The organism is Halomonas sp. LBP4 (assembly GCF_003202205.1).
GTDB classification, from domain to species: Bacteria; Pseudomonadota; Gammaproteobacteria; order Pseudomonadales; family Halomonadaceae; genus Halomonas; species Halomonas flagellata.
Genome location: NZ_PDOG01000002.1, coordinates 321,309 through 343,366 on the forward strand (window position 1 = coordinate 321,309; position 22,058 = coordinate 343,366).

The 22,058-nt window shown below is 69.3% G+C and carries 15 protein-coding genes; 8 read left to right on the plus strand and 7 right to left on the minus strand.

Annotation, left to right across the window (positions count from 1 at the left end; all coding sequences use genetic code 11):
• Nucleotides 1–40: 40 nt before the first annotated feature.
• Entirely contained in the window at nucleotides 41–4,390 is a 4,350-nt protein-coding gene (locus CR157_RS08505; protein WP_110283117.1) for an nSTAND1 domain-containing NTPase, read from the plus strand.
• Between the two features lie 13 nt (nucleotides 4,391–4,403).
• On the opposite strand, the gene CR157_RS08510 is transcribed toward CR157_RS08505, so the two are convergent.
• Nucleotides 4,404–5,396, minus strand: coding sequence for a hypothetical protein (locus CR157_RS08510; RefSeq protein ID WP_110283118.1), 993 nt, complete (start codon nucleotides 5,394–5,396; stop codon nucleotides 4,404–4,406).
• 51 nt (nucleotides 5,397–5,447) lie between these two features.
• The gene (locus tag CR157_RS08515; protein ID WP_181422010.1) at nucleotides 5,448–5,921 is read right to left on the minus strand and encodes a glycine zipper 2TM domain-containing protein; all 474 of its coding nucleotides are present in this window, start codon (nucleotides 5,919–5,921) and stop codon (nucleotides 5,448–5,450) included.
• A gap of 245 nt (nucleotides 5,922–6,166) precedes the next feature.
• On the opposite strand from CR157_RS08515, the gene CR157_RS08520 reads away from it, so the two are divergent.
• Nucleotides 6,167–6,691, plus strand: a complete 525-nt coding sequence (locus tag CR157_RS08520; RefSeq protein WP_219999910.1) for a DUF4231 domain-containing protein — start codon at nucleotides 6,167–6,169, stop codon at nucleotides 6,689–6,691.
• Nucleotides 6,692–8,611, plus strand: a complete 1,920-nt coding sequence (locus CR157_RS08525) for an ABC transporter ATP-binding protein (protein WP_373681013.1) — start codon at nucleotides 6,692–6,694, stop codon at nucleotides 8,609–8,611.
• Between the two features lie 19 nt (nucleotides 8,612–8,630).
• Here CR157_RS08525 and CR157_RS08530 read toward each other — a convergent pair whose 3' ends face one another.
• The 3 genes from CR157_RS08530 to CR157_RS08540 form a co-directional block, all read right to left on the minus strand.
• Complete coding sequence (locus CR157_RS08530; RefSeq protein ID WP_110283121.1) at nucleotides 8,631–9,401, minus strand: molybdopterin-binding protein; 771 nt, start codon at nucleotides 9,399–9,401, stop codon at nucleotides 8,631–8,633.
• The gene (locus tag CR157_RS08535; RefSeq protein ID WP_258364108.1) at nucleotides 9,394–10,275 is read right to left on the minus strand and encodes a cytochrome b/b6 domain-containing protein; all 882 of its coding nucleotides are present in this window, start codon (nucleotides 10,273–10,275) and stop codon (nucleotides 9,394–9,396) included. The genes CR157_RS08530 and CR157_RS08535 overlap by 8 nt, the downstream gene beginning before the upstream one ends.
• 68 nt (nucleotides 10,276–10,343) lie before the next feature.
• Nucleotides 10,344–10,571, minus strand: a complete 228-nt coding sequence (locus CR157_RS08540) for a hypothetical protein (RefSeq protein WP_181422011.1) — start codon at nucleotides 10,569–10,571, stop codon at nucleotides 10,344–10,346.
• Between the two features lie 191 nt (nucleotides 10,572–10,762).
• Here CR157_RS08540 and CR157_RS08545 point away from each other — a divergent pair, with 191 nt between their 5' ends.
• Nucleotides 10,763–11,515: a response regulator transcription factor gene (locus tag CR157_RS08545; protein ID WP_110283123.1), complete on the plus strand. Its 753-nt coding sequence runs from the start codon at nucleotides 10,763–10,765 to the stop codon at nucleotides 11,513–11,515.
• Nucleotides 11,512–13,002 (plus strand): sensor histidine kinase, encoded by a 1,491-nt coding sequence (locus tag CR157_RS08550; RefSeq protein ID WP_110283124.1) that lies wholly within the window; start codon nucleotides 11,512–11,514, stop codon nucleotides 13,000–13,002. Before CR157_RS08545 ends, CR157_RS08550 begins: the two co-directional genes overlap by 4 nt.
• A 33-nt stretch (nucleotides 13,003–13,035) precedes the next feature.
• Here the strand turns inward: CR157_RS08550 and CR157_RS08555 are convergent, their stop codons facing one another.
• A complete protein-coding gene (locus CR157_RS08555; protein WP_110283125.1) occupies nucleotides 13,036–14,013 on the minus strand; it encodes a LysR family transcriptional regulator in 978 nt (325 codons plus the stop codon).
• Nucleotides 14,014–14,350: 337 nt separating this feature from the next.
• Here CR157_RS08555 and CR157_RS08560 point away from each other — a divergent pair, with 337 nt between their 5' ends.
• From CR157_RS08560 to CR157_RS08570, 3 genes are read left to right on the plus strand one after another with little or no spacing between them, the layout of a single operon-like run.
• Nucleotides 14,351–15,493: an efflux RND transporter periplasmic adaptor subunit gene (locus CR157_RS08560; RefSeq protein ID WP_258364109.1), complete on the plus strand. Its 1,143-nt coding sequence runs from the start codon at nucleotides 14,351–14,353 to the stop codon at nucleotides 15,491–15,493.
• Between the two features lie 59 nt (nucleotides 15,494–15,552).
• Nucleotides 15,553–18,726 carry an efflux RND transporter permease subunit gene (locus CR157_RS08565; protein WP_110283127.1) on the plus strand — a complete coding sequence of 1,058 codons (3,174 nt, stop codon included), beginning with the start codon at nucleotides 15,553–15,555 and terminating at the stop codon, nucleotides 18,724–18,726.
• Nucleotides 18,719–20,131 (plus strand): efflux transporter outer membrane subunit, encoded by a 1,413-nt coding sequence (locus CR157_RS08570; RefSeq protein WP_258364110.1) that lies wholly within the window; start codon nucleotides 18,719–18,721, stop codon nucleotides 20,129–20,131. Before CR157_RS08565 ends, CR157_RS08570 begins: the two co-directional genes overlap by 8 nt.
• A gap of 51 nt (nucleotides 20,132–20,182) precedes the next feature.
• Here CR157_RS08570 and CR157_RS08575 read toward each other — a convergent pair whose 3' ends face one another.
• Nucleotides 20,183–21,886: a C69 family dipeptidase gene (locus CR157_RS08575; protein WP_219999911.1), complete on the minus strand. Its 1,704-nt coding sequence runs from the start codon at nucleotides 21,884–21,886 to the stop codon at nucleotides 20,183–20,185.
• Nucleotides 21,887–22,058: the final 172 nt, after the last annotated feature.

A 22,058-nucleotide genomic window follows, 5' to 3' on the forward strand; every position in this document is an offset into this window, starting at 1 on the left:
GAGGACCTGTCCCGCTTGCCGCCGGAGGGGTTGCCACGGGATGGGACAGCTGGCGCAGGCCGCCTTCGGCATCGCGACGGAACACGGGGGCTGGGTGATGAGCACGCTTTTCATCAGCCACAGCAGCACCGACATCGCGGCGGCCCGCGAGATGGCCGACTGGCTGCAACGGCACGGCCATCATTCGCTGTTCCTGGACTTCGATCCCGAGCACGGCATTCCCCCCGGGCGCGACTGGGAGGCAGAGCTTTACCGTCGTTTGCGTGCCTGCCAGGCCCTGATCGTGTTGTGCAGCGAACCCGCCATGGCGTCGTGCTGGTGTCTCGCCGAACTGAGTCACGCCCGTGCCCTCGGCAAGCGGATCTTCCCGGTACGCATCGCGCCCTGCAAGCTGCGTCCCCAGCTCGCGGAGCTGCAGGTGATCGACCTGGTCAAGGAGCCGGAAGCGGGCTATGAGCGGTTGCGCCAGGGCTTGATCAGCGTCTTCGACTGGGATCGCCATCGTCCCCCCTATCCCGGCCTGATGGCCTTCGAGGAGGTCGATGCCGCCATCTTCTTCGGCCGCGACGCCGAGACCCAGCAGGCCCTGGATCGACTCCAGCAGTTGCGACACTTCGGCGGCCCGCGCCTGTTGCTGTTCCTGGGCGCCTCGGGCAGCGGCAAGTCGTCGCTGGTGCGTGCCGGCATCATGCCGCGGCTGCGGGCCGTCCCCGACGCCTGGACGGTGATCGGTCCGATCCGGCCCCGCGACCGCCCCCTGGATGAGTTCACGGCGCAACTGCGCTCCGGGCTCGCCGACGACGGTGGGGTATCCGAGGAGGTGCTGGCCCTGGCGCCCGGTGCCGAGACGGCGTCCCAGCTGCTGCCGAGGGTGCAGCGGGAGCTGCGGCGGCGGCCCGGGCGGGCGAACTCGACCCTGGTGCTGGTCCTCGATCAGCTCGAGGAGTTGCTGTCGGATTCGCCCCAGGCCGAGCAGCTCATGCGGGTGCTGCACCCCGTCCTGCGGGATACCGGCACGCCCGTGCTCGTCATTGCCACCCTGCGCTCCGACTTCCTCGGTGCCCTCCAGGACCACCCGGCCTGGCGTGACGTCCCCCTGCAGCCGCTGACCGTGGAACCCCTGTCGGTGGAGGGCTTCGCGGCGGTCATCGAGGGGCCGGCGGAACTCGCCGGGCTCGAGCTCGAGCCCGGCCTGGTGCGTGCCATGGTGGCGGATACCGCTACCCAGGATGCCCTGCCCCTGCTGGCCTTCACCCTGCGTGAGCTGTGGGAAGCCGGTGGCGAGGACGGGCGTCTCACCCTGGCCGAGTACCGCGACCGCCTCGGCGGGCTGCACGGCTCGGTGGCCAGGTCGGCCGAGGCGGTCCTCGACGCCGCCGCGCCTTCCCGGGAGCAGTGGCAGGCGCTGCGCATCGCCCTGTTCGATCTGGTGCGACTCGACGAGGAGGGGCGCTATACGCGTCAGGCGGTGCGCTGGGAGGCACTGCCCGCCATGAGCCACCCGCTGCTCGAGCGTTTCATCCAGGCACGCCTGCTGATCGCCGGCAGCCATCACGGGGTGCGCACCCTGGAGGTGGCCCACGAATCGCTGTTCCGGGTCTGGCGGCGGCTCAACCGCTGGCTGGAGGACAACCGCGAGGCACTGCGGGTTCGCGACGGACTGCGGCGTGCCGCCAGCGAGTGGGACGTCGGCGGCCGTTCCGCCGAGCTGCTGGTCCACCGTGGCAACCGGCTGGAAGCGGCGCGGGCGCTCACCGGGGCCGGGGCCTTCAGGCTCGACGCCATGGAGAGGGACTACCTGCAGGCGTGCCGCTGGCGGGAATGGATGAGACGTGGCTGGATCACGGCCGCGTGGCTGGCACTGCTGCTGGGCGTCATCGGTCTGTCATGGTTCGCCTGGTCGCTGCATCAGCAGGAACGCATCACCCGGCAGGGCCTGGCCGACCTGCACTGGGCCAATGGGGTGAGCGCCCGCGATCGCGATGGTCGTCCCCTCAAGGCGAGCCACCACTTCATGCAGGCCGCGGAGCTGGCGCTCGACCCGGCGCGCGCCGCGAGCGCCCACTGGGCCGGCGTACGGCTGGGGAGCGGACCGGTCCTGGCGGGCGCGATGGACCTCGGTCCGGTGCTGATGCTGGCCGCCTTCGATGGCGACGATGACGCCGGTGACAGGGTGCGACTCTGGGGCAGCGACGGCGGCCACCAGGCCTGGTCCTGGAGTGACGGCGCCGCCCCGCCGCTCCTTGGCCCGGGCGGGCGCACGGTGCAGACCTTCTCGCCCGGGGGGCAGCCCTGGACGCGGCAAATCGTCCTCCGGGGTGGCGAGCGCGGCACCGAGATTCGCGATCGGCGCAGCGGAGCCCTGCTGGTCACGCTCCCGCCGGCGGTGGAAGGCGTCTGGATCGGTGGCGTCGACGAAGTCACGGCGGTGAGTGTGCACCGCGGCGGTGACGCGCGGGTATGGGACCTGACGAGTGGCGACTCCCTGGGCGAATGGCGCCATGCCGCGGGGGTGGCCGGGGTGGCCATCTCGCCGGGCGGGGCGCGCCTGCTGCTGTGGACCCGCAGTGGCGAGGCGGTGGTCTGGAGCGTCGATGCCGCCGAGGTGGTGGCACGCCATGCCGGCGATATCCTCGGTGGCGCCCTCGGTCGGCAGGCGCACGAGGTGGTGCTCTGGAACCGGGAGGGCCGCCTGTGGCTGCCTGCGCTGCCGGCCTTCGAGCCGGCAGCGGCGGAGGGCGGGCGCTGCAGCCCGCGGGCCATCGGCGCACGCTTTCTCGACGACGCGCGTCGCCTGCTGGTCTGGAACCATGGCGCCTGTGGCACCGCGCGATTGTGGGATCTCGAGACGCAGCGCCCCGTCGGTGCGGTGGTGCGCCATGAGGACGAACTCGCCCCACCCCTGGTCCAGGGCAGTCGCTTCCTTACCTGGCATCCGGGCGGCGGGTCGGCCCGCCTCTGGGACGGCGCGACCGGTGAGCCGGTGGCCACCCTCGAGGCCCCCGTGACGGGCGCTCGCTTCGCCGGGGGCAACCGCTTGCTGACCTGGAGCGGCAGCGATGCCCGGCTCTGGTCGAGCCTCACCGGAGAGCCGCTGGGCCTTCCGTTGCGCCATGCGGCGACGGTCAGGGAGGTGGTGGCCAGCGAGGATGGGCGGCGCCTGCTCAGTCGAGGCAGCGACGGCAGCCTGAGGTGGTGGCAGACGCCGCCCACCGAGGCGGCGGCGACGCGGCGGTTTCCGGCCGAGGTGCTCGATGCCGTCCTGGTGGCGGACGAGCCCCTGGTCCGGGCCGTCACCCTCGACGGGCATGTCCACTCATGGTCAGCGATCGACGATACCGTGCCGGATCGACAGCGGCTGGATCCCGAGGCCGTCCTCGCGGTATTCGCCCCCCAAGGCCGCCGCCTGTTGACCGCGGGCGTACACGGCGACGTGCGGCTCTGGAGCTGGGAGGACGACGCCTTCCGGGCCCTGGCGGCGCCGGGCGGGACCGCGGGCGACGGCCCCGTGGCCGGGGTGGTGTGGAGCCCCGATGCCGATCGCCTGCTGTTCTGGGGGGAGCGGGGGTGTACCGCCTGGCTGTGGCGCGTCGGCAGTGCCCGCACGGTGCCGATCGAACCAGACGCTGAGGGGGCGGAGTGCCGCCTGCGCGGCGCGGCCTTCGTCAACGACGAGCGCGCGCGGTTGCTCACCTGGGGAGAGGACCGGCGGCTGCGTCTCTGGGATGTCGAGGCACGCGAGCCGGTGTTGCTGCGGACCCTGTTCGAGGGGGCGCTGGTCCGCCATGCCGAGTTCGACGGTGGACGCCTGCTGGTCACCACCGGCGACGGTGGCGTTCATCTTTCTTCCGTGCAGGAGACTTCCGGGCAGGACGGCGACGAAGCCGATAGGGCCTTCCATCACGAGGCAGCCCAGGGGGCCCGGCGGCATGCCGACACCGGCAGGGTCCTGAGCTGGGGGGGCGGCAGTGTGCGCATCTGGGAGGCCGACGGCGCCGCGCTGCTCGCCTCCCTGGCTCCCGGGGACGATATTGCCGGCGCGGCCTTCGTGCCGGGCGGGGAGCGGGTGCTCAGCTGGCAGACCGAGGGCCGCGTGCAACTCTGGGACACGGTCAGCGGCCATCCGCTGACCCCCGCCCTGCGTGGGGTCGGCCCTGCCCCGGCCGGGATCGACAGTGACTTCGGGACATCGGCGATCCGGCTGCTGGTCACCGCAGGCGATCGTGCCACCCTGTGGCGCCTGCCCCCCTTCCACGCCTCGCCGTCCCGGCCGGTCCGCCGACAGCAGGTGCTGACCGGCACCCGCCTGACGTCACCCGGCGAAGTGGAGGTCCTGTCGGCAGCGGCCTGGCGGCGGCTCGCGACCGACCTCGCCGGGTCGGGGGAGTAGCGCAGCGGGCGGATCAGGGTGACACTTTGACGCGCGAATCCGACCAGGCGGTGATCCAGCCTTCCGTCGGCGCCCAGGCGCGTATCTTGAGCCGATGCGTCCCCGTGGAGATGCGCTGGCCGGCGTCGCGTCCGTCCCATTGCCGTGGATCGATGCTGCGCCCGGCGGCCACGCCACCGGGGATCGGTGCCTCGTTGACGAAGAAGTGGCGCTCGCCGTCATCGGCCGGCTCCACGCGCATGAACTCGGCCACGGCACTGGGAAACTCGGAGTGCGAGAAGAAGCGGTAGGAGGCCTGCTCACGCGCCTGGGCGCGAATCAGGCGGGGCAGGAACGACACCTCCTCGATGGCCACCGAGCCCACGGCGCGGGGGCCGCAGCCGAGCGCCAGGACCCGGAACGAGGGCTCCATGCGCTCGCCGCTCATGTCGGTCGCGGTCACGGCGATGGCGGCGGGGCGCTCGCTGTCGCCGAACGCCGGCGGCAATTGGAACTGCAGGCGATGGCGCCCCGTCTCGTCCGCACCGAAGGGGATCCGCAGGGTGTAGACATCGGGGACCCCCCGGGCGCTGATGCGCAGGGTGACCATGACCGGCTGCAGGTGGGCGAAGTCCAGTACGAACGGCCAACCGCCCCGCACCATGCCGATGGCGGCGAAGGCACTGGTGTTGTACCGGGGCGCGAACTCCGGGCCTTGCTGCTGCAGCTGCACCAGCATGTCACGCTCGCCTTTGGTGGGCTTGGGTGGCTGCACGGCCTGGCGGCGCTCCCGCAGCCAGCGAATCAACAGCGCGGACGCCGCGGCGCCGGCCACGATGGCCGGTACCGTCCAGTCGCTACCGCCGTTACCCGACGGTTCCCCGGTGGTGCCGGTATCGTCCTGGCCGTCGCCGTCGGGGAAGACGTCGTCCTGCGCCACGGCCAGCGGTGATACCGCCAGCACGGCGGCAAGCAGGCAGGCGAGAAACCGCTTCCACCGGTGATGTCCTGCATCGACCCTGTTCATTAGCACTCACCTGGCCTGTCGGAGTAGCTCAGCGTTGAGTCCGACAGGCGGCTAGACCGTGGACCACTCCTGGTCGTCCGGCCGACGGCAGGCCGTGCCATCGGTACGGCGGGGCTCACCGTCGACGACGACCTGCATCTCGAAGTGGCGGCACTGCTGGTCGCCCCGCTCGAAGGTCTCCTGTGGCGTCATGGTGAACTCGTTACCGGTCTGGGGATTGCGCCACTTCTCCGATGTGCCGTCTGGTGTGCGATCGAGCGCGGCGCTCATGGCCCGCTGATCCTCACGGGTCAGCCGGATGCCGATCTCCCTGCCGAGCCATGCGCCCAGCCCCGCACCGATCAACATGGCGGCGGTCCGCCCGGAACCGCTACCTACCTGTGAACCCAGCCCGGCACCGATGAGGGCCCCCAGGCCTGTGCCTACTCCCTCGCCGGTACTGGTGGTCTGGCAGCCGCCGAGCAGGAACAGCCCCAGCAGCAGCACGGACAGCCGGCGTAAGATCCCCGGTAGCAAAGCCGCCATGGTCGGCCTCCCATTGGGTGGTGGGCCCCGTCTGCGACGAATCGCCGCCGCCATCGTGGAGGAGTGCGGAGATCCTGCTCGAGGCGTGCTTGCGAACTCTCTTCCACCCAGTATTGCACCCCGCCTGCACTTACTCCATGCCGCGGACACCGGGCTGCTATCTTTAGCCGAAGAGGGGGCTCGTTAGCCGGATGAGGGTGCCTCTGCCCCTCTACGCCCAGGGGCCATTGCCGCCGGAGGGGGCCGTGGACGACACCGAACCCGCTGATCACAGCGATTCGCCAGCCATCGACGGGCCCTTGCCGGACGAGGCCTTGCGGCGGCGCGCCGAGTGGTGCCGACTGGAAGACCAGCTCGCCTGGTACGGGCAGCGCAGCCGATATTGTCGCCGCTGGCACAAGATCCTGCGCCTGGTGCAGGTGGCATTCGCCGCCACCATTCCGGTGCTCTCGCTGGCGGATCCGCCGCTGGCCCGTTGGCTGACCGCTCTGCTCGGTGCCTCGATCGCGGTGCTCGAAGCCACCGAACAGATCAATCAGTTCGGCCCGCTGTGGATTCAGTACCGTGCCACCGCCGAACATCTGAAACACGAGAAATTCCTGCTGCTCGCGGCCGCCGGTCCCTACCGCGACCTGGGCCGTGCGGAGGCGCTGCGATTGCTCGCCGAGCGGGTGGAGGAGCATGTCTCCAGCGAGCATGCCCGCTGGGTTCGTAGCGCAGAGAAGAGCCTGTCTCCCCGGCGGCGTGTGATAGGGAGAAAGGCGGAGTGAATGCCTGACCTGATGATCGGTGATGTCATGTTCCGTTACTTCGAAACCCTGGTGAACCCCTATCCCGCGGGGAAACCCGAGACGCCCCCCCGGGGGCTGCTCGCCTTCATCCTGCACTTCTCGCGCCCGGTGCTGCCGCTGCTGCTGGCCATGTCGCTGCTCACGGCGCTGGTGTCGGCCGCCGAAGTGCTGTTCTTCAGCTACCTGGGGGAGTTGGTGGACTGGCTGTCCGGCGCCGAGCGCGAGGGCTTCTTCGCCGAGTACGGCTGGCGCCTGGGAGGCATGGCGGCCCTGGTGGTGATCGGCCTGCCGCTGCTGGTACTGCTGCAGTCACTGCTCACCCACCAGAGCATCTTCGGCAACTACCCGATGATTGGCCGCTGGCTGGCGCACCGCCACATGCTCGGCCAGAGCATGGCGTTCTATCAGGACGAGTTCGCCGGGCGGGTGTCGCAGAAGGTGATGCAGACGGCGCTGGCGATCCGCGAGACGGTAATGAAGCTGCTGGGCCTGCTGGTCTATGTGGTCATCTACTTCGCCGGTGCCATGCTGCTGATGGGTAACGCCGAACCCTGGCTGATGCTGCCCCTGGTGGCCTGGCTGGCCGGTTATATCGCCATCATGTGGGTCTTCGTGCCGCGGCTGCGCGAGGTCTCCATGGCCCAGGCCGACGCCCGGGCGAGGATGACCGGCCGCATCGTCGACAGCTACAGCAACATCCAGACCATCAAGCTGTTCGCCGACACCCGCCGCGAGCAGGCCTACGCCCGCGACGCCATGGAGCAGTTCATGGCCACCGTGCACCGTCAGATGCGCCTGGCGACCCTGCTGTCGGTGAGCCTGACGCTGCTCAATTCGCTGCTGCTGACGAGTGTCGCCACCATGGCCATCGGTGCCTGGTATTTCCAGGCCATCTCGCTGGGTGCCATCGCCGTGGCCATCGCCCTGGTGATGCGTATCCGCTTCATGTCCGACTGGATCCTGTGGGAGGTGGCGGGGCTGTTCGAGAATATCGGCACGGTGCAGGACGGCATCAACACCATCGCCCGGGAGCCGGCGGTCAAGGATCGCATCGGGGCGGAGGAACTCGTCGTGCCGCATGGCGAGATCCGCTTCGAGACACTGCAGTTCGGCTATGAACGCCCCGATGGTCAGGGGGTGCGTGTCTTCGACGGTCTATCGCTGAGCATCGCTCCCGGCGAGAAGGTGGGGGTGATCGGCCGCTCCGGGGCCGGCAAGTCGACCCTGGCCAACCTGCTGCTGCGCTTCTATGACCTGGAAGGCGGGCGCATCCTGATCGACGGCCAGGACATCGCCGAGGTGGCCCAGGAGTCACTGCGCCAGCAGATCGGCATGGTCACCCAGGATACCTCGCTGCTGCACCGCTCGGTGCGCGACAACATCCGCTACGGCAGCCCGGAAGCCAGCGAGGAGCAGGTCCAGGAGGCGGTGCGCCGGGCCCATGCCGATACCTTCATCGACGATCTGGTGGACCTCAAGGGGCGTCGAGGGCTGGATGCCCATGTGGGGGAGCGCGGGGTCAAGCTCTCCGGCGGCCAGCGCCAGCGCATTGCCATCGCGCGGGTGCTGCTCAAGAATGCGCCGATTCTGGTGCTGGACGAGGCCACCTCGGCACTCGATTCCGAAGTGGAGGCGGCGATCCAGGAACAGCTCTATACGCTGATGGAGGGCAAGACGGTGATCGCCATCGCCCACCGGCTGTCGACCATCGCCATGCTCGACCGCCTGGTGGTGATCGACGAGGGGTGCATCGTCGAGAGTGGCACCCATCAGGAGCTGCTGGCTCGCGATGGCCTCTACGCCGCCCTGTGGCGGCGCCAGTCCGGCGGCTTCCTGGGGCTCGATATCAACGGCGAGGCGGTCGAGCAGCAAGACGATGCGGTGGGGGTGGGATCCTGAGCCTGGCCGGTGCAGCCACCTAGATCCCCGCCCACCACTGATAGCCACGATCCTCCCAGTAGCCCCCTCGGCCCCGGCCGAGGTGGGCGAAGCCCTCGACCAGTTCGACGCGCATCACGTACTTGGCCATCTTGTAGCCGAGCTGACGCTCGGCCCGCAGCCGTAGCGGGGCGCCATTGGCGATGGGCAGATCGGCGCCGTTCAGGCCATAGGCCAGCAGCGTCTGCGGATGATAGGCCTCGCGCATGTCCAGGCTCTCGTAGTAGGGATCTCCGCCGCGGTAGCGGTCCGCGCAGTGAAAGACCACGAAGCGCGCTTCGTCGCGAACGCCCACCCGCTCCAGCAGGTCGCCGAGCACCACGCCGGTCCACTGGCCGATGCAGCTCCAGCCCTCGACGCAGTCGTGTCGGGTGATCTGGGTCCGCGATGGCATGGCCTTGAGGTCGTCGAGGGAGAAGGTCTGCGGCGTGTCGACCAGGCCGCCGATCGCGAGGCGCCAGTCGCGAAAGCCGTTGGCCGCCAGGCGTCGGTACGCCTCGTCGCGGGGATTCGTGGTGCCGTTGGCGCGGAAGGTCGGGGCGATGTCGGCGGGCGAATACTCCCGCGCCAGCGCCTCGCGGGAGGCCAGCAGGCGCTGGGCCCGCTGGGTCAGCGAGCCGGTGGCATCGGACAGTTGACGCATGGTGTCGCTGCGCGACAGCCGGTCGCAACCGGTCAGCAGCAGGGCGCTGCCGGCCAGGGCGGCCCGTGCCAGGAAGCGGCGGCGCGCCGGGTCGGTGGGACTAGTCATCCTGGGCCTCCTTCTCGGTGGGCAGCACATAGCGCCCGGTGATCATCGAACGCAGGTTGTTGACGACGCCGGAGACGAGCACCAGCACGATATGGATCAGAAAGAAGCCGACCAACGCCAGGGCGCACAGGAAATGGATCGTACGCGCGCTCTGGCGGCCGCCGAAGACGTCCAGCAGCCAGGGCCAGGCGGCATCCATGGTCGGTGACATGGTCAATCCGGTCAGCACGACCAGCGGCATGACGACGAACAGCACCAGCAGGTAGGCGAGCTTCTGCAGCAGGTTGTAGTGGCGTGCTTCCTCACCCCGCGGAAAGCGCAGCCGCAGGTGCTCGGTCACGACATGACCGAGGGTTCGCCATTCGTGCCGGCGCGGCAGCAGGCGACGGCGCAATTGGCCGCTGAGTACCAGATACAGCAGGTAGGCGATCAGCAGGGGGGCGAAGATCCAGCCGGCCAGGAAGTGCCACTGGCGCCCCGCGGCCAGCCAGCGCGGGCCGGGCAGGGTGGCCCAGGCGGGGAAGGCGCGCCGCTCGCGCGCCTCGGCGGGGCCGGAGACGCCCAGCACCCCGGTGGTATCGAAGCGATGGCCGCCGACCCGGGTGATACCGCGCAGCTCGCCGTCGCCGCCGCTCACGGCACGGATCGATAGCGCCGGGGCGTCGAACGAGGAATCCTTGCCCCAGTACAGGGCCGGGTGGGCATTGAAGATCTGCAGGCCGCTCATCAGCAACACCACCAGACAGGCCGCATTGACCCAGTGCCAGAGGCGGGTGAAGGCGCCGTGTCGCCGGATGACCACCGGCGCCTGGCCGGCACCAGGCGCGGAGGAGCTGGAGGAGCGTTTCAGGAATTGCATGGTCAGGAATCGCATGGGGTACCTCCCCGGGGCGAGGCCGGCCGGCGATCATTCGGGATGCACCGGCCGGCAGGGGCCGAGTCTCACATGGCGTCGTCGTCTTCCATCATCTCGTCGTCTTCCTCCATCATGGATTCTTCTTCCATCATGGGCTCCTCCTCGTCCATGGCGTCGTGCTCCATGGTCTCTTCCTCCATGGTCTCCTGCGCCATGCCGTCCTCTTCCATGGGGTCGTCTGCCAGGGCGGTGGTCGGCAGCAGCAGGGCGGCGCCGAGCAGGGCGGCGAACAGTGTGGTCCTGGGATGATTCATCGGTTTGTTCCTCCAGTCGGGGATGGGCCGCCACCGGTCATGTCGCAGCGGCAAGGCTCACGCTAGCCAGGCGCCGCCGGCGGTTCATCACGGAACCATCACGACGTGGTATCTTTTTTCGTGATGGTTTCGTGATGCTCGAGCGCGGGCGTGGCTCTAGAGTGGGCAGGGGCAACGGGCGGGAGTCGGCGATGAGCTATCGAATCCTCTGTGTCGAGGACAATCCCGAGATCGGCAGGCTGCTTACCGAATCGTTGGCGGCGGCGGGGTATGCCTGCGACTGGGTCCGCGACGGCGAGGCGGCGCTGGCGCTGCTGGGCGCCGAGGCCGCGGGAGTACGCTATGACCTGGTGACGCTGGACCTGATGCTGCCCGGGATGGACGGCCTGGAGGTATGCCGCCGGCTGCGCAGTCGCGACAGCCTGACGCCGGTGCTGATGGTGACCGCCAAGGCCGCGATCCGCGACGTGGTGGTGGGGCTCGAGATCGGCGCCGACGATTACATCACCAAGCCCTTCGCCATGCCGATCCTGCTGGCCCGGGTGCAGGCCCTGTTGCGCCGCGGCCAGCGCCAGGCGCCCACCGGTGACGGCATCGTTGCCACCCCGCCGCTGGTCTGCGGCCCGCTGGTGATCGATGCCGGCGAGCATCGGGTATACCTCGATGGCAAGCCGATCCAGCTCACCGCCAAGGAGTTCGCGCTCCTTTCGCTCTTCGCCCGCCATCCCGGGTACAGCTTCAGCCGCGGCGAGCTGCTCGACCACGTCTGGGGTGAGGAATTCGACGGCTATGACCATACCGTGAACACCCATATCAACCGCCTGCGCAACAAGATCGAGGCCGACCCGGCCAGGCCGCGCTTCATCGAGACCGTCTGGGGGGTGGGCTATCGCTTCAGCGAGACACCGGAAGGCCAGGGCCCGTCGGGTGCCGAGCGTCCATGAAGGCACTGATACGCCGCATCGGCCGCCTGAGTCGCAGCCTCTATGCGCGCATCGCGCTGGTCTATCTGACCAGCCTGCTGCTGCTGTCGGTGGCCACCGCCTGGATCGCCATCAGCCAGTTCAACCAGCTTGGCCGCGAGCTCCAGCAGCGCCTGGAGATCGACCTGGCCGAGAACCTCGCCGAGGTCATGCAGCCAGCGCTGCATCAGGGCGCCGACAGCGCCGCCGCCCGGGACATGGCCCGGCATATCGTCTCGATCAACCCCTCGCTGTCGCTGTATGTGCTCGACGAGCGGGGACGGGTGATCGCCGACTACGCCGAGCCGACCTGCGGCCTGGGGCGACGGGTGGACACCCGGGCGCTGGAGACCCTGCTCGGTGACGAGCCGATGCTGCCGGTGCTGGCGATGTCGCCCTGCGGACAGCAGCCCGGGGTGTTTTCCGTGGCGCGCATTCGCCACGGCGAGCAGGGCGGCTCTGGTGACTCCCCGGGCTTTCTGTACGCCGACCTCGACAACGCCGGCCACGCCTCGATGTTCGCCATGCTGCGCACCAGTTCCATCCTCCGCACCCTGGTGGTCGCCGGCCTGATGGCGCTGCTGGTGTCCGGAGTCTTCGGCCTGGTGTGGTTCGCCCTGTTGACCCGGCGCTTCTCGCGGTTGACCGCAGCGGTACAGCGTTTCGCCGACGGTGACTTCGGACAGCGCATCGCCGCCCCCCGCGACGACGAATTGGGGCGCCTGGCCCGGGCCTTCAACGACATGGCCGGGACCATCGAGGCCCAGCTCCAGGCACTGCACGAGACCGATCGCCAGCGCCGTGAACTGGTCGCCAACCTCTCGCATGATTTCCGCACCCCGCTGACCTCACTGCGCGGCTATGCCGAACAGTTGCTGGCCATGGTAACCGTCGAGGAGGAGGGCCGTCGGCGGATGCTGACGGCGATCCTCGACAATGCCGATCGCCTGACCCGCCTGGCGCAGCAGCTCTCGACCCTGGCGCTGCTGGATGCCTACGACAAACCGCTGCTACGCGAGCCGTTCTCGCTGGCCGAGCTGGCCCACGACATCGTCGGCAAGTTCCAGCATCAGGCCCACGAGGCGGGCATCTTGCTGACGGTGGACTGCGATCCCTCGCTGCCCCGGGTCGACGCCGACCTGGGCCTGATCGACCGAGTGCTATCGAATCTGATCGACAATGCCCTGCGCGCCACCCCGGCCGGGAAGTGGGTGCGCATCGAAACCGATGTGCGGCCGGAGGGCGTGCGGCTGGCGGTCATCGACAGCGGTGTCGGCATCGCTGCGGAGGAGCTGCCGCTGGTGACCCAGCGCTTCTACCGCACCCGGGCCAGTCTCGCCAGGGGCGAGGGCTCGGGGTTGGGGCTGTCGATCGTACGCGAGATCTGCGAGCGCCACGGGGCGGCATGGAAGATCGTCAGCTCGCCGGGGGAGGGTACTGAGGTGAGCGTCACCCTGCCCCGTGCCTGAAAGGGGGCATGAGAGGTGGCGGGCCCGTACGGATCAGGCCGTCTCGTCTGCGGCGGCGGCCGACACCTCGGGTTCGGGACGGACAGGCGGTTGCCACAGCTCGGCGGGTGGCAGGCTCTCGATGCGCATGCGCTCCACGACGAAGTCGACGAAGGTGCGCACCTTGGGGGAGATGAGGCGTCCGCCGGGGAATACCGCATTGAGCTCCACCTCGGGCCCCTCCCAGCCATCGAGCACCCGGCGTAGTCGCTGCTCCTCCGGGCCCAGGCAGGCGACGATCTCGCTGGTCAGCATCAGCCCCTGACCCTCGACCAGCAGCCCGCGCAGCACGAAGGGGTCGTTGGCGATGGCGATCGGGTCGATCTCGACCTCCTCCTGGCGCGTCTCCTTGCGCAGTTGCCACAGGTAGCGCTGGCCGCGCTGGTCGGTGGACTTGGCCAGGGCAGGGTGGTGGGCCAGCTCCGCGGGCTCCCGTGGCTCGCCATGCATGGCGATGTAGCGGTCGCTGGCGTAGACGAAGGAGCGGTAGCGCGCCAGGGGACGGGCGACCAGGGTGGAATCCGGCAGCGGGCCGACCCGCAGTGCGACGTCGATCTGGTTGGCCACCAGGTCGAGGCGATCGTTGGAGAGCACCATCTCGATGCGCACCTGGGGGTGCTGCGCGCGAAACTCCCGCACCAGGACCGAGGTGAACTCGGTACACATGGTGAAGGGCGCGGTGATCCGCAGCCAGCCCCGCGGACTGCCCTCGAGCCGCTGGACGGCGCTCTCCGCCTCGCCGAGATCCTGGGCGATACGATTGCAGTAGTCGAAGTAGACGGCACCGGCCTCGGTCAGGCTCAGCTTGCGGGTGGTACGGTTCAGGAGACGGGCTCCCAGACGCTGCTCGAGGCCCTGTACCTTGCGACTGACCGTCGTCTTGGAAAGGTGCAACTGATTGGCCGCCGCGATGAAACTGCCCTGTTCCACGACCTTGGCGAATATCAAGGCGTCGTTGAGATCCTGCAACATCGTCGTTGTCCTGTGCCGTGCTCGGAGATTCAGGGGAGGGAATAAAGGAGTGGGGGAACGGCTGCACGGTGACTGTTCCGTCAACGGGACAGTATTTCCCTGACGACCCGACTAATCAAGTTATCGATATGGCTTTATGGTGACGCACTGCATCAGGTTGCCGGTTGTCGATTTCCCACCCCATCAATCGACTGGATAGAGTCCACGGCAATTCAACTGCCAGGCCCAATGATAAACGGCGGAGTATTCCGCTATTCCGAGTCGATAGAGGTCACTCATGAACGTCCACAAGATGTTTCATCGCGTGAGTCCCGGGCGAACTTTCATGGTTACCGCCATGTTTTCGGGACTCCTGTTCCTGACCGGTTGTGACAGTCAGGCGGACAGTGCGCAGCAGGCGCCGCCTCCCCCCCAGGTCAGCGTGGCCGATGTGGTGGTCGAGGACGTGCGTTTCTGGGACGAGTTCACTGGCCGCATCGAGGCGGTGGAGACGGTGGAGCTGCGCCCGCGGGTGACGGGGTACATCGAGAGCATCCACTACACCGAGGGCCAGAGCGTCGAGGCGGGCGAGGTGCTGTTCGTGATCGACCAGCGCCCCTACCGGGCCGAGCTGGCACGGGCCGAGGCCGATCTCGAACGGGCGCGAGCCAGGGCCGAACTCGCCCGCAGCGAGGCCGCCAGGGCGGAAACCCTGGCCCAGACCCGCGCCATCTCCCGCGAAGAGCTGGACCAGCGCCGGGCGGCGGCGGCCCAGGCCGAGGCCGATATCCTGGCGTCGCGGGCGGCGGTCGACACGGCGAGCCTGAACATGGCGTTCACCGAGGTCCGGGCCCCCATCGCCGGGCGCACCGGCCGGGCCCTGGTGACCGTCGGCAACCTGGTCTCGGAGGCCACGCCGCTGACCAGCATCGTCTCCCTGGACAAGGTCCACGTGCACTTCTTCAGCGACGAGCAGACCTACCTGCAGTACGACGCCATGGCGCGCAGCGGCGAGCGTACGAGCTCCCGCGACGAGCGCACGCCGGTGCGGGTCGGGCTGGCCACCGATGTGGGCTATCCCTACGAGGGCGAGGTGGACTTCGTCGACAACCGACTGGACGCCGCGGCGGGGACGATCCTGACGCGGGCCGTGCTCGACAACGGCGACGGGCGTTTCGCGCCCGGCATGTTCGCCCGGGTGCAGCTGCTCGGCAACGGTGCCGACGACGCCATCCTGATCGACGACAAGGCGGTGCTGACCGACCAGGACCGCAAGTACGTCTACGTGGTCGACGAGGAGGGCCGGGCACAGCGCCGCGACGTGGAGCTCGGGCGCATGGCCGAGGGACTGCGGGTGGTGGCGTCCGGCCTCGAGCTCGGTGACCGGGTGGTCGTGCGCGGTGCCCAGCGGATCTTCTTCCCGGGGATGCAGGTGGCGGCCGAGAGCGTCGACATGCGCGGGCCGACCGGCGCCGCCGGAGAGCTGGCCGCCACGCGCTGAGTGTCACGATTCCAGCGATCACCCTAACCCCTGTGTCCGCCCCGGGAGGGAGTCCTGCCATGGATTTTGCGAAATTCTTCGTCGACCGCCCGATCTTCGCCGCGGTGCTGTCGATCCTGATCTTCATCGCCGGGGCGATCACCATCCCGCTGCTGCCGGTCAGCGAGTACCCCGACGTGGTGCCGCCCACCGTCCAGGTGCGGGCGGTCTATCCCGGCGCCAACCCCAAGGAGATTGCCGAGACGGTGGCCACGCCGCTGGAGGAGGCGATCACCGGGGTCGAGAACCTGATGTACATGAAGTCGGTGGCCGGCTCCGACGGTGTGCTGGCGATGACCTTGACCTTCCGTCCCGGCACCGACCCGGACGCGGCCCAGGTGCAGGTGCAGAACCGGGTCAGCCAGGCGCTGGCCCGGCTACCGGAGGAGGTGCGGCGCCAGGGGGTGACCACCGACAAGCAGTCGCCCGACCTGACGATGGTGCCGCAGCTGACCTCGCCGGATGGCCGCTACGACAGCACCTATCTGCGCAACTACGCGGCGCTGCACGTGCGCGACGAGCTGGCGCGCCTGCCCGGCGTCGGCCAGGCGATGCTGTTCGGCGCCGGCGACTACGCCATGCGGGTGTGGATCGATCCCGACCGGGCCGCCGCGAGGGGGCTGACCGCCGGTGATATCCTGGCGGCGATCCGCGAGCAGAACGTGCAGGTCTCGGCGGGCCAGCTCGGCGCGCCGCCGACGCCGGAGGCCTCGGACTTCCTGATCTCGATCAACGCCCAGGGGCGGTTGACCACCGAGGAGGAGTTCGGCGACATCATCGTCCGGGCCGGCAGTGACGGCCAGCTCACCTACCTCTCCGATGTGGCCCGGCTCGAGCTCGGCGCCGCCGAGTACTCGCTGCGCTCGCTGCTCGACAACGATCCGGCCGTGGCGATCGGCATCTTCCAGGCGCCGGGCTCGAACGCCATCGCGTTGTCCGACGCGGTGCGCGAGAAGATGGAGGAGCTGGCCGAACGCTTTCCCGAAGGGGTGGAACACGAGATCGTCTATGATCCGACGGTGTTCGTGCGCGACTCCATCGAGTCGGTGATCAAGACCCTGCTCGAGGCGGTGCTGCTGGTGGTGCTGGTGGTGACGCTGTTCCTGCAGACCTGGCGTGCCTCGATCATCCCGCTGCTGGCGGTGCCGGTGTCGATCGTCGGTACCTTTGCGGTGCTCTACCTGCTGGGGTTCTCGATCAATACCCTGACGCTGTTCGGCCTGGTGCTGGCGATCGGCATCGTGGTCGACGACGCCATCGTGGTGGTCGAGAACGTCGAGCGCAACATTGCCGAAGGGTTGGCGCCGCTGGCGGCGGCGCATCAGGCGATGCGCGAGGTGAGCGGGCCGATCATCGCCATCTCGGTGGTGCTGTGCGCGGTGTTCGTGCCCATGGCCTTCCTCGAGGGCGTCACCGGCCAGTTCTACCGCCAGTTCGCGGTGACCATCGCCATCTCCACGGTGATCTCGGCGATCAACTCGCTGTCGCTGTCACCGGCGCTGGCGGCGATGCTGCTCAAGCCCCACGATGCCCCCCGGGATCGCTTCTCGCGGCTCATCGACTTCCTCTTCGGCTGGCTGTTCCGCCCCTTCAACCGCTTCTTCCACGCCAGCTCCGAACGCTACCAGGGCGGGGTCTCGCGCAGCCTGCGCCGGCGTGGCGTGGTGTTTGGCGTCTATGTCGTCCTGCTGGCGGCCACCGGGCTGATGTTCCAGGCGGTGCCGGGGGGGTTCATCCCCACCCAGGACAAGATGTACCTGATCGGCGGCACCAAGCTGCCCGAGGGCGCGTCGCTGGACCGCACCGAGGCGGTGATCCGGCGCATGACCGAGATCGCCCTGGAGACGGAAGGGGTCGAGGCGGCAGTGGCGTTCCCCGGCCTCAACCCGTTGCAGTTCACCAATACGCCCAACTCCGGCACGGTGTTCTTCGGCCTGGAACCGTTCGGCGATCGCCAGCGCAGCGCCGAGGAGATCAACGCCGAGCTCAACGGCAAGTTCGCCGCCCTGCAGGAGGCCTTCACCTTCGCCTTCATGCCGCCGGCGATTCTCGGCCTCGGTTCCGGTTCGGGGTTCTCGCTGTTCGTCCAGGACCGCGCCGGCCTCGGCTACGGTGCCTTGCAGGATGCCGTCGACGGCCTCAGCGGTGCCCTGGCGCAGACGCCGGGGATGGGCTATCCGATCACCTCCTACCAGTCCAATGTGCCGCAACTCGACCTGCACGTGGACCGGATCAAGGCCAAGACCCAGGGGGTGCCGCTGACCGACCTGTTCGAGACGCTGCAGGTCTACCTGGGGTCGGCCTACGTCAACGACTTCAATCGCTTCGGCCGGACCTGGCAGGTGATCGCCCAGGCCGATGGCGGCTTCCGCCTGGACGCCGAGAACATCGATCGCCTGCGCACCCGCAACGTCAACGGCGAGATGGTGCCGATCGGCAGCATGATCCATGTCAGCGAGACCTTCGGGCCGGATCCGGTGATCCGCTACAACGGCTACCCGGCGGCCGACCTGATGGGCGAGTCCGATCCGCGCCTGCTCTCGTCCAGCCAGGCACTGGCGGTGGTCGAGGGCCTGGCGCCGTCGGTGTTGCCGGCCGGCATGACCTTCGAATGGAGTGATTTGAGCTACCAGCAGGTCAACCAGGGCGGCGCCGCCCTGGTGGTCTTCCCGCTGGCGATCCTGCTGGTGTTCCTGGCGCTGGCCGCGCTCTACGAGAGCTGGACCCTGCCGCTGGCGGTGATCCTGATCGTGCCGATGTGCATGTTCTCGGCGCTGATCGGGGTGAAGCTCACCGGCGGCGACAACAACATCTTCGTGCAGGTCGGCCTGGTGGTGCTGATCGGCCTGGCGTGCAAGAACGCCATCCTGATCGTCGAGTTCGCCCGCGAACTCGAGCTGCAGGGCCGGGGCATCGTCGAGGCGGCGCTGGAGGCCTGCCGCCTGCGCCTGCGGCCGATCATCATGACCTCGATCACCTTCACCGCGGCGGTGGTGCCGCTGATGCTGGCCGGCGGGGCCGGCGCCGAGGTGCGCCAGGCGCTGGGCACGGCGGTGTTCGCCGGCATGCTCGGCGTCACCCTGTTCGGCCTCTTCCTGACCCCGGTGTTCTACGTCGCCCTGCGCAAGCTGGTGACGCGTGACGCTTCCCCGTCCCGGGAATCCCTGCCAGCGGAGGGCGAATACCGTGCGTAACCAGCTGCTGATGCCCGTGCTGTTGACGCTCACGGCCTGCGCCGTGGGCCCCGACTATCGATCGCCCGAGTTGCCGGCGCCCGAGGCGCTGGTGCGTGCCGACGAGGCGCTCTATTCGGCCGACCCGGTCGAGGCCGAGTTCTGGCCGCGCTTCGAGGATCCCTTGCTGACGCAACTGGTGGAGGAGGCCCTGGCCGCCAACCACGACCTGCGTATCGGCCTGGCGCGCTATGACAGGAGTCGGGCCCTGCTGCGGCAATCCCGCCGCGACCTGGGGCCGACGGTCACCGCCGAAGGCGGTGTGGCGAATCAGCGCCTGAGCGCCGACCAGATGCCGGGTGTCTCACGCGCCGACCGCGACAGCGACAGCTTCGATGCCGGCGTGGCGGCCTTCTGGGAGCTGGATTTCTTCGGCCGCGTGCGCCGCAGCGTCGAGGCCCAGCGCGCCGACGCCGAGGCCTCGGCCGCCGACCTGCGCGCGCTGCAGGTGGTGGTGGTCGCCGAACTGGTGGACAACTACTTCCGGCTACGCGGGCTGCAGGCGCAGCTCCGGGTCGCGCGGGCCAACGCCGACAACCAGCGCGAGTCGCTGGCGCTGGTGGACGCACGCCTCGAGGCGGGTCGCGGCACCGAGTTCGACAGCGTGCGCGCCCGGGCCCAGCTGGAGAGCACGCTGTCGCGTCTTCCGGCCCTCGAGGGAGAGATCGCCGCGACGATGCACCGCATCGCCGTGCTGGCGGGCAAGGAGCCCGCGGCACTGGTCGCGGTGCTGGAGGCACCGACCGAGCCGCCGGTCCTGCCGAGCCGGGTGGCCACCGGCCTGCCCAGCGAGCTGTTGCGCCGGCGCCCGGACATCGCCGCCGCCGAACGCCGCCTGGAGGCCGCTAGCGCCCGCATCGGCGTCGCCACCGCCGACCTCTATCCGCGCTTCACCCTGGGTGGGCTGCTGGGGACCCAGGCGGCCAGCAGCGGCGGCCTGTTCGCTCGCGACAGCGAGACGCGGCTGATCGCGCTCGGCATCGACTGGTCGTTCCTCGATGCGGGGCGGGTGCGCGCCCGGATGGCGGCCGCCGATGCCGACGCCGCCGCCAACCTGGCCCGTTACGAGCAGACGGTCCTGGCGGCGCTCGAGGAGACCGAGACCGCCCTGGCCCGCTACGCCCAGGCGCTGCGCGAGCGCGAGCACCTGAGCGACGCCGCCGAGGCCAGCGCCGAGGCGGCGCGCCAGGCCCGGGTGCGCTTCGAGGTGGGGGTCATCGACTTCCTGGAGGTCATCGACGCCGAGCGCTCGCGGCTCGAGGCCGAGGACAGCCTGGCGCGCAGCCATACCCGCTCCGCCACGGCCCTGGTCGGGCTCTACAAGGCGCTGGCCGGCGGCTGGGAGGAGACCGGCCAGCGCGGGTAAGGGGGCGTCGAGTCGTGGGCGGGCCAGGCACCGCGACGGGCCCCGTCGCGGTCACTGGGTCGGCCCACGATATTCGTCATGGACCCCATGGGCTCGTGGGTAGTCGTCGAGCGTTGCGTCATGGCAGTGGATCATGGCGCCCCAGCCGTGGCGGGCCATGGGCTGACTGGTGGCGGGAGTCGTCTCGCCCTCGGGCCGTTCGCCTTCGGGCATGCGGATGCCGTACCGGGCGCGGGTCGCGCGCTCGACCGTGCGGACCAGGGCTTCGCCGAGCGCCAGGCTTTCCAGCAACCGCCGCTCCACGTCGTCGGTCAGGTGGCCCCGCGCCTGCTCATCCTGGCCCGCGTCAAACAGGCCTGCGGCATGCTGCTCGACGCCGCCTCGCTCCTCGATCAGGCCCTGTTTGAAGGCCTCGATCTCGCCGGTCACCGGACGCAGGAAGTCGCTCGGATGCTCGCAGGTATGGTAGAGCAGCCGCTTGAAGGTGCGCGTGGCATAGCGCGTCGCCTCCAGCGGCCTGTAGTCCGGGTCGATGAAGTGCGAGTCGGCGTCCTTGGTCATGTAGCGGTGCTGCTTGAACTCCGGTGGCACGTCTTCCGCGCCGACGGGAATCGCCACGAAGGGCGTGGTGATGGCACTGGTCACGGCTACCCACAGGGTCTGCAGCTCGGGGTGGACATCGGGACGCAGGTGGGCGACCTGGCCGTAGCCCGCGAAGTCAGTCGACCAGCGCGGGTCGCGTACGTAGGCCAGCATGTCGGCCAGGCTCAGCGGCGCCATCTTGCGTAGTTCCGCTTCCCGTGCCGGCGGATGGCGCGCCTCGGTATAGAAGGCCGGATAGGTGTCGCCCGGATCCTCCGCCGGGAACGGCTGGCCGTAGACCTCCTGCAGGTCGAGGGTCTCGCCCTCGCCGTCCCACCAGCCCTGCTCGCGGGCAAAGTCGATGAAGTTGTCGGAGGCCAGGTAGTCGTCGTGCCGTTCATGGTCGACCGGAAAATCGTGAATATAGCCCGGGTACAGCACCCGTATCGTCTCGGCTCCCAGGCGTTCTGCCGCCCACAGCCCCTCGCCGCCGGCATAGTTGATGAATACCCACCCCTCGTCGGCATCGGCGATGAGGTGCGAGTTGCCGCCGTAGGTCGAGAACCCGTGCGCATCGATCAGGCCGCCGATGATCTCCACCGCCTCGCGCGCGGTGGTGGCGCGCTCCATCGCCGCCCGGGCCAGGTCGCTGTACTGCGGGCCGCGCTGCGGGGTCTCCTCGGCCGCGGCTTCCGACATTTCCACCAGTTCGGGACGCGACGGCGACCAGATGTCCCGCGCCGCCACGCCATGCTCGTTCAGTCCGCCATTGGTCAGCGGGGGCGGGAAGCCGGCGAACTCCGAGTAGTGCGAGGTGATGTACTTGTAGGTGGTATCGGCCTGGGGGATCTCGATCAGCTCGCCCGGGATGCGCGCCTGATCGGTTACGCCGACCCGCCAGGTTGCCCCCTGCGGATGCGTCTGGCGCGGCACGATCTCGATCCAGTGGCTCGAGGGTTCATGGCCGAAGCCGGCCAGCAGGGTGGCGCCGTCCTCGGTCAGGGCGTTACCGACGTAGATGCCGAGGCTCTTTTCATTGGGGTGCCCCGGCGTCCCTTCGCCCGGGGGCATCTGGGGTGGCGATGCCGCCGATGCCGCGCCGGCAACGGCCCATGACACCAGCAGTGACAAGACCGGCACGGGCCGGTCACCCACACCGAGCCAGTGACTCATGACACTATCCTCCCCTCGCTGTCTGCCGGGGGCAGCAGCTCGTGTCGTGGTTGCGGGACGATCACCCGAAAGGTGGGCAAGGGGGGGTAGGGGTGTCAAATGGGGGGAGCGGTACCACTCGTTTCGGGGCTGGGCGACCCGATATGCAACCCCGGGTGAGGAGGAGGCCGGC